Origin of the sequence: Sivoneniella epilithica UHCC 1019, assembly GCF_040830845.1 — a bacterium.
Lineage (GTDB): Bacteria > Cyanobacteriota > Cyanobacteriia > Leptolyngbyales > Leptolyngbyaceae > ULC077BIN1.
On record NZ_JBFPDP010000086.1, the window covers coordinates 1 to 7,822 of the forward strand.

The following is a 7,822-nucleotide window of genomic DNA, read 5'->3' on the forward strand; positions in this document are numbered from 1 at the left end:
AAACTTTCATTTATGTTGCCATGATTCGTCTGATGCTCAGGCGGCTAGCGTAGCCCCTAACTTCTCAGACATCCTCTAAAGTGAGTTATTCAGGTTTTGGAGGTAGAAACGAACGGCTTCGTCAATCAGGTCGGAAGGGTCGCGATTTTCTTCGATCGCCTGAATCTTGAGGGCTTTCTTGAGCTTTGGTTCCATGCGAATGGTGAAGTTTTCACGACTCGACTTGGAAGGAGTGACGGGGCGCATGATTGAAGCAGTAGTCATTTTTTAATTGAACTGTCGTTCATGTTAATTATATATGACTAATTAATCAAGCGATCATAAGAGTTGAGGATTTATGATTTGAAATGGAAAAATTTAGTTTAAAACTGGTTTCCAGCGTGGATGAGGGTTTTTTGGCAAAATTGGCGGTGGCGGTGCAAGAATCGCGGGGGAAGTTATCTCAGCGCGAGTTTGCTGAGGTGCTGGGGGTGTCTCAATCGACGGTGCAGCAGTGGGAGAATGGCAAAAATGTCCCCAGTTTGGAGAATCTAGAGAAGATTGCTCGAATTAAAGGGATGTTGGTTGAGGCTTTTGTTGCCTACCTATATGGGCGCACGGGTGGGTTGACGAGTAAAGACATCCTTGATCGCGTGGAGGTGATGCCATCGCAGGATTTTGCCCAGGTGTTGCGGGTGATGGCGGATCGGATGGCTACAGCAAAGGATGCGCCGCCGCTCATGGAACGGAAGGGGAAGGGAGAAGGGGATCGGGTGCCGCTGGATTTGCCGGAGCGGGTTGAAATGGATGAGGTAACGCAGGGCACAGATGAGGAAATGAAGGATGAAGCCTGAGAATGAGGCTGAAGGAAGCTAGAGCTTGCAGGGTTGAAATAGGGAACTCTTAACCCAATGGCAATAGGTTCAAGTATGAGATACCAATCCCGGCAAAGAAGGTCTTCGACATCGTTTGCAGTCAGAGCAAAACAAGTTCTCTTGCCTGGATTGTTGATTGCTGGAGTTAGCCTACTTTCTGCGAAAGATGCTTTTTACTTTGATAACGGGTCTGGCGGGGCAGACTGGAAGATTGGCAAACCAAAAGTATCGCTGCTCAATGCTCACGGCGGTCGATCGCTCCCAGAAGTTCGGCAGTTAGCGCGCTGGCGCTGGTGAACCGCGATCGTCAACTCAATGGCTTGTTGCCGCTGGTGGAAGATCCGCTGCTTTCTCAATCGTCTCAGCAGCATAGCCAAGACATGATGAGCCGCAATTACTATGCTCATGTCACTCCAGAGGGAAGAACCCCAACTGATCGCTTCGCCCAAGTAGGCGGACGGGGCGGAGTGGGAGAAAACATCATACAGCAGACAGGCGGAACAGGAATTAGCTTGAACTATGGTCTAATTGAAGCATTTCAGAAAAGCTGGATGTATAGCACAGGGCATCGCCAAAACTTTTTAAAGCCGGACTATAAGCGCTTTGGTTATGGAATTGTGGTTGACCCAATGAGGGGACGAGCTTATGCGGTGCAAAACTTTGCTGGAGCAGAACAGTAATAACACTTGCGTCAAGGACTAACGATTCTCGGTGTCGATCCACCAGCGTTGGAGTTTAGGCTTTTGACCGGGTTGGTTGTTGACGGTGACAACTGCTAGCTTTTGCCCGTTGGCATTGGTGAAGTTGAAGCGACAGAAGCCCATCCCTGTACCAGAGCAGGTTTCAACTTCGCTGTAGCCAAGTTTGATGAGGTAGTTCATTGCGCCGAAGCGATCGCGGTTGGGGGAAAGTGCTACCGCTTGCCATCCGCTGTTGAGCAGGGTCTTTCGTGCCTGGGCGTAGGGCATTCCCTGTTTGAGGGTTTGGGGGATAGCTTGAGCTATGGCGATCGTGGGCACAAGGAGCGTTGCGATCGTGGTTGCGGTGATTACACCGAAGCTTTTCTTCATGATTCTGCTTATCCTTTTTGCATCAAAATTGACAAAATATCTGGGTTTCAGGCAATGCCGCGCGGTGAATCGAACAGTGGGAACATCTGAGGGGAGCAACAGGCGATCGCTCCTTAGTTGTCCTGGCGTTCAGTGAAGAATGTTTCCATGTCTCGGTAGCCGCTGACTACGGCAATGACTTCAATTCCATCTTTAGAACTGGGACGATAGAAAATTAGATAGTTGCCGATTGGAAAGCTGCGTAGGGGTGGGGTGAGTTCGTTCCACAGTCGCCCCATGTCTGGAAACTCTGCCAGGGTTTGGCATTGTGCTTTGATTTGGGCAATCAACCGACGAGCGGCGGCTGAATTATCTTGAGCAATGTAGCGGTTAATCGTCTTTAAATCGTCTTTGGCAAGGGGGGTGAACCGAGCACGAGCCATTGCTTATCCTCGCTGCATTTCAAGCTGCTGCGTGTCGGCTTCTAGCTCGGCAAAGACATCCTCTGCATTGATTAGCTCACCCCGATCCGCCTGCTCTACGCCGACAGAAACTTTTTGTTGCAGGTCAGCAAGGCGCAACTCAAACAGGCGATCGCGCTCTTCGAGTAGCCGTAACCCTTCGCGGATGACTTCGCTGGCTGAGAGATAGCGACCGCTTTTAACTTTGCTGTGAACCAGGTTTTCGAGTTCTGGAGTGAGGGAAACGTTCATGGGCTAGGGGTGGTTGCAGGGTAGCCCCATTGTAATGTCAAAGTTTGTTATTGAGGGGAAAGGGGCGATCGGTCTGCAAGGGTTTGAGAAGTGGATGGTTTCAAACTGCGAATAAATTCATGGATACTAAGCGTTATGCAGCATCCAAGTAAGGGTTGGTGTCTGCTGTGGGGTATTTCTGGTAGATGTGGAGGTACACAATATTCGAGAGGGTTACAACGTCGCTGGGTTCGTATTCGTCCACAGGTAAGCCCGTATCGTCGCTGTAGAGATAATCGTAGATAAACGTCTCAATTTGGGCTTTGGTGGTGTCCTTATCGCGCCAGTTGTCTAGCTTTCGGAGTTCCGCTTTGATTGCCTCGACTAAGTTGTGAGCAATTTCCTTAACTCGATTCCGTGACCTGGCACTTAAATTACTTTTCTGTTGACAGAGTAAATCAAAGATGGCGAGATATTCTTCTGTCAGACCTTCGCGGACTGCACGGCTATCTTCTTCAGATAATGATTCAATGATTTTTAACAGTTCCTCAAAGGTTTGCTCAACCGTGGCGCGATCGGTTTCCTGGTTGTAGTTCTCAATGATTTTTTGATAGCGGGTGTAGAGATCGACACGGGTGGAGTTCTGGCTCAGCATTCGTCTAAGCTGCTGTTCTACGGCTGCTTTAAGGGTCTGTACCTGAATATTTTTAGTAGCGGACTTTTCAAACTCTGCTTTTAAGCGATCGAAATCAATTTCGCTAATGTTATAAAGCTTGCCTAAGTCTTCTCCAGGGGGTCGGTTGGATGGTGCAACGGTGACAAACTCACTGACGACCCCGTGCAGCGATCGCAACACGGCATTCAAGTCTCCAGCAAATTCTTGTTGCTGATAAATGTGATCATGGATGGCGGCGATCGCGTCGTGCTGTAGCTGAAACGGTGCGGTGAGTGCGGGTTCTGTGATTAGGGCTTGTTTCTTCTTAAACACATCTCGTGCCATGACTGTAAACCGAGCCAGGGATTCGTCATTCGTACAAACAGCATTGACAGCAGAATCCTGGTTGTCTTTATCTAAGCAGACAAGTTTATCAAAGCCATCTGCCTGAATCAGGTGCTGGAGGTCAAAACCCAGATTGGCAAGATGATCTTGGCAGGTTTGAATAGCTGCGATATAGGCATCTCGCAGTTGATCTAAATCTTTGTAGGGCATTACCCCTTCTTTAGCTTCTTCCTCATCACCAAGCAGGACATCGGGCTTGGCGTACTTGGCGAGGGCTGATCGCAGGGATGAGAGGATGCCGCTGTAGTCGATCAGCAAGCCGTTGTTTTTGCCCTCATAGATCCGATTGGCACGGGCGATCGCTTGCATTAAACTATGTCCCTGCATGGGTTTGTCCATGTAGAGGGTAGCGAGGCTGGGCACGTCAAACCCGGTGAGCCACATGGCACAGACGATCGCGAGTCGAAACGGATGATTTTCGTTCTTAAAGTCTTCTTCCAGGTCCCGCCGCTCGAGTTTGTCGCGGTGGGGGCGGATGTCTAAGCCCCAATCATCAAAGGTTTTTTCCTCGTTGCCAGCTTCGCTGACTACGACGGCATATTCAGTCGATTGCAGCCAGTTGAGATAGTCTTGCTGTTCCTTTAAGTCTTGGTCGTCGGTTGCTCGTTTGACTTGGGCTTGCTGGTTCGCGATCGCTTGTTTCCAATAGTGGTCAATCCGGTTATACATGCGGACGGTGGTGAGCTTATCAATACAGATGAGCATGGCTTTTCCGGTCTGCCAGCGAGTCGTGTAGTGAGCTACTAGGTCTTGGGCAATGCGGTCGAGCCGTTGGTCAGCCGTGAGAATGAAATACTCAGTGCCCAAGCGTTTCAGGGCTTTTGCTTCCGCTTCTTCATCCAAATCGTGTTCAGCGAGGGTATCGGCAATGCGCTGATTCAGATCTGCGGGAGTGGCAATGAGTTGTTGCTTGCCCTCTGCATCGACAAAATTTAGTTTTTCACCCCGGTTGTCGTAGTAGAGCGGCACGGTTGAGCCATCTTCTACGGCTCGTTGGAAATCATAGGTAGAAACATACTCGCCAAAGTGTTCGCGGGTCTTTTGATCTTCTTTAGACTCCATTAGGGGCGTACCCGTGAAGGCAATGAAGGATGCGTGATCTAAGCCGTTTCGCATATTGCCTGCGAGTGAGCCGTACTGGGTGCGGTGGGCTTCGTCGCAAAGCACGATGATGTTTGGGCGATCGCTGTAGGTGTAACCCTTGGCGTTGAATTTGTGAATCAGGGTAAAGATATAGCGGTGATTGTCTTTGAGTAATTCCTTTAAATTTTCACCATTCGTGGCTCGGTTACTCTTCTTATTCGGGATGGCTCCCACTCCGGCAAATGTTTTGACGATTTGCTTATCCAACTCCTGGCGATCGGTCACAACCAGAAAAGTGAAACTACCGGCAAGACAGCGATGTACTTTCTCAGTGAGAAATGCCATTGAGTAGGATTTACCGCTGCCCTGGGTGTGCCAAAACACCCCTAATTTACCTGCCCGAATTTCTCGGTCTTGCACGGCTTGAAATGCCCGACTAACCCCTAGAAATTGGTGATTCCGTGCCAAGATCTTGGCTGTGGTGCCGCTGCTGGTATCGAACAGGATGAAGTTTTGCACCAGATCCAGAAAGTTTTGCTTGCTACACATCCCGCGCAGCATGGTTTCCCAATGCACCCGACCCTTTTCGTTCTCAGCTAGCCGTCGCCATTCGTGGAAAAACTTGTAACGGCTGACGATCGTTCCCACTCTGGCATCGATGCCATTACTCAGCATCACCATTGCGTTGTGGTGGAACAGATGGGGAATTTCTTTTTTGTAGCGGGTGAGGTTGTCGTTGTAGGCGACCTGCACATCCCGGCAGGATTTCTTTAGCTCAATAAACAATAGGGGGATGCCATTGACGAACCCGATAATATCCGGGCGTTTGGCTGGGAACAGTTCCCCTTTGACCCACAGTTCCCGCACTACCAGGAAGTGATTTTGATCAGGGTTGTCAAAGTCGATCACTCGCAGGGTGGGTTCTTTCTTGTCACCTGTTGCCGCGTTGTAGGCGACCTTGATACCATCGCGGATTAGTTTATACTTTGCCTCATTAATTTGCAGCAGGGATTGAGCAGTGCTGACCGTGATTAGCTTTTGAATGGCATCGTCATAGGCAGTGTCCGGGTGTCCGGGGTTGAGCCGCTCTAAGGCTTGCCGCAGGTCGCGAGTCAGAACCACTTCGGTATGGTCGGTGCGCCCAAGGGTGCCCGTTGCTCCAAATTTCTCGTTATTAAAGGCATAGACCGATTGCCAACCCAAGGTCTGCTCAAAAAAGTTGGCTGTGGTCTGTTGCACTAAAACGTCTTCGGAGTATGCGGTACTCATGGCAGTTAAGGGGAGGAGGTAAGGTCTGTTAAAACTTGGGCGATCGCGATCCTGAGCGGTGGAATATCTTGCTGAACGGTGTCCCAAAGCACCTGAAAATCGACCCCAAAGTATTGATGAATCACTTTGTCGCGCATTCCAGCAATGCTTCTCCAGGGGATGTTGGGGTATTGATCTTTCAGGGTTTGAGGAATGTTTTTAGCGGCTTCGCCAATGACTTCAACGGCTCTGACGACGGCGTAACTGGTGCGCTTGTCTTGCTCAAAGGTGGCAAAATCCATGCCTGCTACAAAGTTTGTGGCATCGTCGGCATAGTTCACCATGTCTTGGAGAAAGTCTGCGGCACTGCGGGGGGTCATAAATAAATGACCTCCTGAAGAATGCGTTCACCAATACGCGGTTTCAGAGCCTTTTTCATGACTAAATCGACTTTGATTGCCAGGCGATCGCTCAAGGTATTTTCCAGTTCGCAGTAGGTCAACAACCCAAACCGCACGGCTGGATCAAACTCCACCAGCAAATCGAGGTCACTATCGGGGGTTTGTTCGCCGCGCACATAGGAGCCAAACACCCCTAGCGAAATCACGCCGTACTTATGGCGCAACTCTGGCAACAGGCTCTTTAAGGTCTGAGCGATCGCTTCTAAGGAGGGGAGGGGGGGTGCTTGAGACATAATGTGGCTTACTTTAAGATGATGAGTTGGTTACTCAAGGGGTTGATTCAGTAGAGCCTCTAGCCGAGGAATAAGCGACGGCAAATCAGAGGTGATAATATCCCAAATGACATCAAGATCGACTTCAAAATAAGCATGACTCAAACGATCGCGGGTGCCTGTGATTTGTCTCCAGGGGATTTCAGGTGATTGCTCTTTAATCGACTGGGAAATATTTTTAGCGGCTTCCCCTAAAATTTCGATGAGTCGTAGGATTGCCAGCATGAGTAGTTCATTGGTGTCTAGGTCTTGACGAGTACGCCCCTGGGTAAAAGCTAAAGTTTTGGTGGCAGCATCGAGCATATGATGCAAGCGCACCCGATCACGATCGCTCATCAATTACCTCTGCTTCTGCCAGAACGCGATCGCGAAAATAGCGGCTGAGGCTTTGGGGCGTGTTGAGATCCACTGGTCGTCCTAAGCTTGCCGACAAGGTGTCTTGAAGGGTGATAAAGGCAAAACCAGGTGTACATCCGGGTTCAAATTCTACCAAAATATCGATGTCGCTGTCGGGGCGAAAATCGTCACGCAAGATGGAGCCAAAAAGGGAAAGCTTACGGATGTGATAGCGATCGCGCAACTCCGGCAACATTATCTTTAACATCTGGATGATGTGTGCTAACGGCTCCCCTCGCCCAGTGGGAGAGGGGCTGGGGGTGAGGGTCATACGGCAATGCTCCCATTCATTAGGCGGGGTAGAAGCAGGTCACGGGCTTCACGGAGTTTTTGGTTGTATGTATTCAAGCTTGTGATCTGGTTATGCATAGGTGCAACGAAAGCCTCAAAATTTTTAAGCACAGAAGATTCAGGCAACAAAATCTCTAGACTGTATGCATAATTTCGATTTAACCCAGGTACAGCAGCATCAGTATTAACAAATGACAAGTTAGATAATGTGTAGTACAAATAGAAACTGCTTTCACTACGATCTATGTAATAAACGGTATCAATTGGATAAAAGGAAATAGAAGACCAAAAAACACTGCCAACATTGCCTTTGCGTCCAAGTATGATTCCTGGACCATGCATAATTTCGATTTAACCCAGGTACAGCAGCATCAGTATTAACAAATGACAAGTTAGATAATGTGTAGTACAAATAG

At 49.2% G+C, this 7,822-nt stretch carries 12 protein-coding genes; 3 read left to right on the forward strand and 9 right to left on the reverse strand.

Features of this window, described 5'->3' with window-relative positions:
• Positions 1–75 precede the first annotated feature (75 nt).
• Positions 76–264, reverse strand: a complete 189-nt coding sequence (locus AB3R30_RS26040) for a hypothetical protein (RefSeq protein WP_458652121.1) — start codon at positions 262–264, stop codon at positions 76–78.
• Between the two features lie 83 nt (positions 265–347).
• Between AB3R30_RS26040 and AB3R30_RS26045 the strand changes: the two genes are divergently transcribed.
• The 3 genes from AB3R30_RS26045 (at position 348) to AB3R30_RS26055 (ending at position 1,534) form a co-directional block, all read left to right on the forward strand.
• Positions 348–833 carry a helix-turn-helix domain-containing protein gene (locus AB3R30_RS26045; RefSeq protein ID WP_458652122.1) on the forward strand — a complete coding sequence of 162 codons (486 nt, stop codon included), beginning with the start codon at positions 348–350 and terminating at the stop codon, positions 831–833.
• A 141-nt stretch (positions 834–974) separates the two neighbouring features.
• Positions 975–1,151 carry a hypothetical protein gene (locus AB3R30_RS26050; RefSeq protein WP_458652123.1) on the forward strand — a complete coding sequence of 59 codons (177 nt, stop codon included), beginning with the start codon at positions 975–977 and terminating at the stop codon, positions 1,149–1,151.
• On the forward strand, positions 1,148–1,534 hold the full coding sequence (locus AB3R30_RS26055) for a CAP domain-containing protein (protein WP_458652124.1): 387 nt from the start codon (positions 1,148–1,150) through the stop codon (positions 1,532–1,534). The genes AB3R30_RS26050 and AB3R30_RS26055 overlap by 4 nt, the downstream gene beginning before the upstream one ends.
• 18 nt (positions 1,535–1,552) lie before the next feature.
• Here AB3R30_RS26055 and AB3R30_RS26060 read toward each other — a convergent pair whose 3' ends face one another.
• The 8 genes from AB3R30_RS26060 to AB3R30_RS26095 all read right to left on the reverse strand — a co-directional run bounded on the left by AB3R30_RS26060 (position 1,553) and on the right by AB3R30_RS26095 (position 7,386).
• The gene (locus AB3R30_RS26060; RefSeq protein WP_458652125.1) at positions 1,553–1,924 is read right to left on the reverse strand and encodes a hypothetical protein; all 372 of its coding nucleotides are present in this window, start codon (positions 1,922–1,924) and stop codon (positions 1,553–1,555) included.
• A gap of 113 nt (positions 1,925–2,037) precedes the next feature.
• Positions 2,038–2,346 carry a type II toxin-antitoxin system RelE/ParE family toxin gene (locus AB3R30_RS26065; protein ID WP_458652126.1) on the reverse strand — a complete coding sequence of 103 codons (309 nt, stop codon included), beginning with the start codon at positions 2,344–2,346 and terminating at the stop codon, positions 2,038–2,040.
• Positions 2,347–2,349: 3 nt separating this feature from the next.
• On the reverse strand, positions 2,350–2,616 hold the full coding sequence (locus tag AB3R30_RS26070) for a type II toxin-antitoxin system ParD family antitoxin (RefSeq protein WP_458652127.1): 267 nt from the start codon (positions 2,614–2,616) through the stop codon (positions 2,350–2,352).
• A gap of 133 nt (positions 2,617–2,749) precedes the next feature.
• The gene (locus tag AB3R30_RS26075) at positions 2,750–6,007 is read right to left on the reverse strand and encodes a type I restriction endonuclease subunit R (RefSeq protein ID WP_458652128.1); all 3,258 of its coding nucleotides are present in this window, start codon (positions 6,005–6,007) and stop codon (positions 2,750–2,752) included.
• A gap of 5 nt (positions 6,008–6,012) precedes the next feature.
• The gene (locus AB3R30_RS26080) at positions 6,013–6,366 is read right to left on the reverse strand and encodes a HepT-like ribonuclease domain-containing protein (RefSeq protein ID WP_458652129.1); all 354 of its coding nucleotides are present in this window, start codon (positions 6,364–6,366) and stop codon (positions 6,013–6,015) included.
• On the reverse strand, positions 6,363–6,680 hold the full coding sequence (locus AB3R30_RS26085; protein ID WP_458652130.1) for a nucleotidyltransferase family protein: 318 nt from the start codon (positions 6,678–6,680) through the stop codon (positions 6,363–6,365). Before AB3R30_RS26085 ends, AB3R30_RS26080 begins: the two co-directional genes overlap by 4 nt.
• Before the next feature lie 30 nt (positions 6,681–6,710).
• Positions 6,711–7,055 carry a HepT-like ribonuclease domain-containing protein gene (locus AB3R30_RS26090; RefSeq protein WP_458652131.1) on the reverse strand — a complete coding sequence of 115 codons (345 nt, stop codon included), beginning with the start codon at positions 7,053–7,055 and terminating at the stop codon, positions 6,711–6,713.
• Complete coding sequence (locus tag AB3R30_RS26095; protein ID WP_458652132.1) at positions 7,042–7,386, reverse strand: nucleotidyltransferase family protein; 345 nt, start codon at positions 7,384–7,386, stop codon at positions 7,042–7,044. Before AB3R30_RS26095 ends, AB3R30_RS26090 begins: the two co-directional genes overlap by 14 nt.
• Positions 7,387–7,822: the final 436 nt, after the last annotated feature.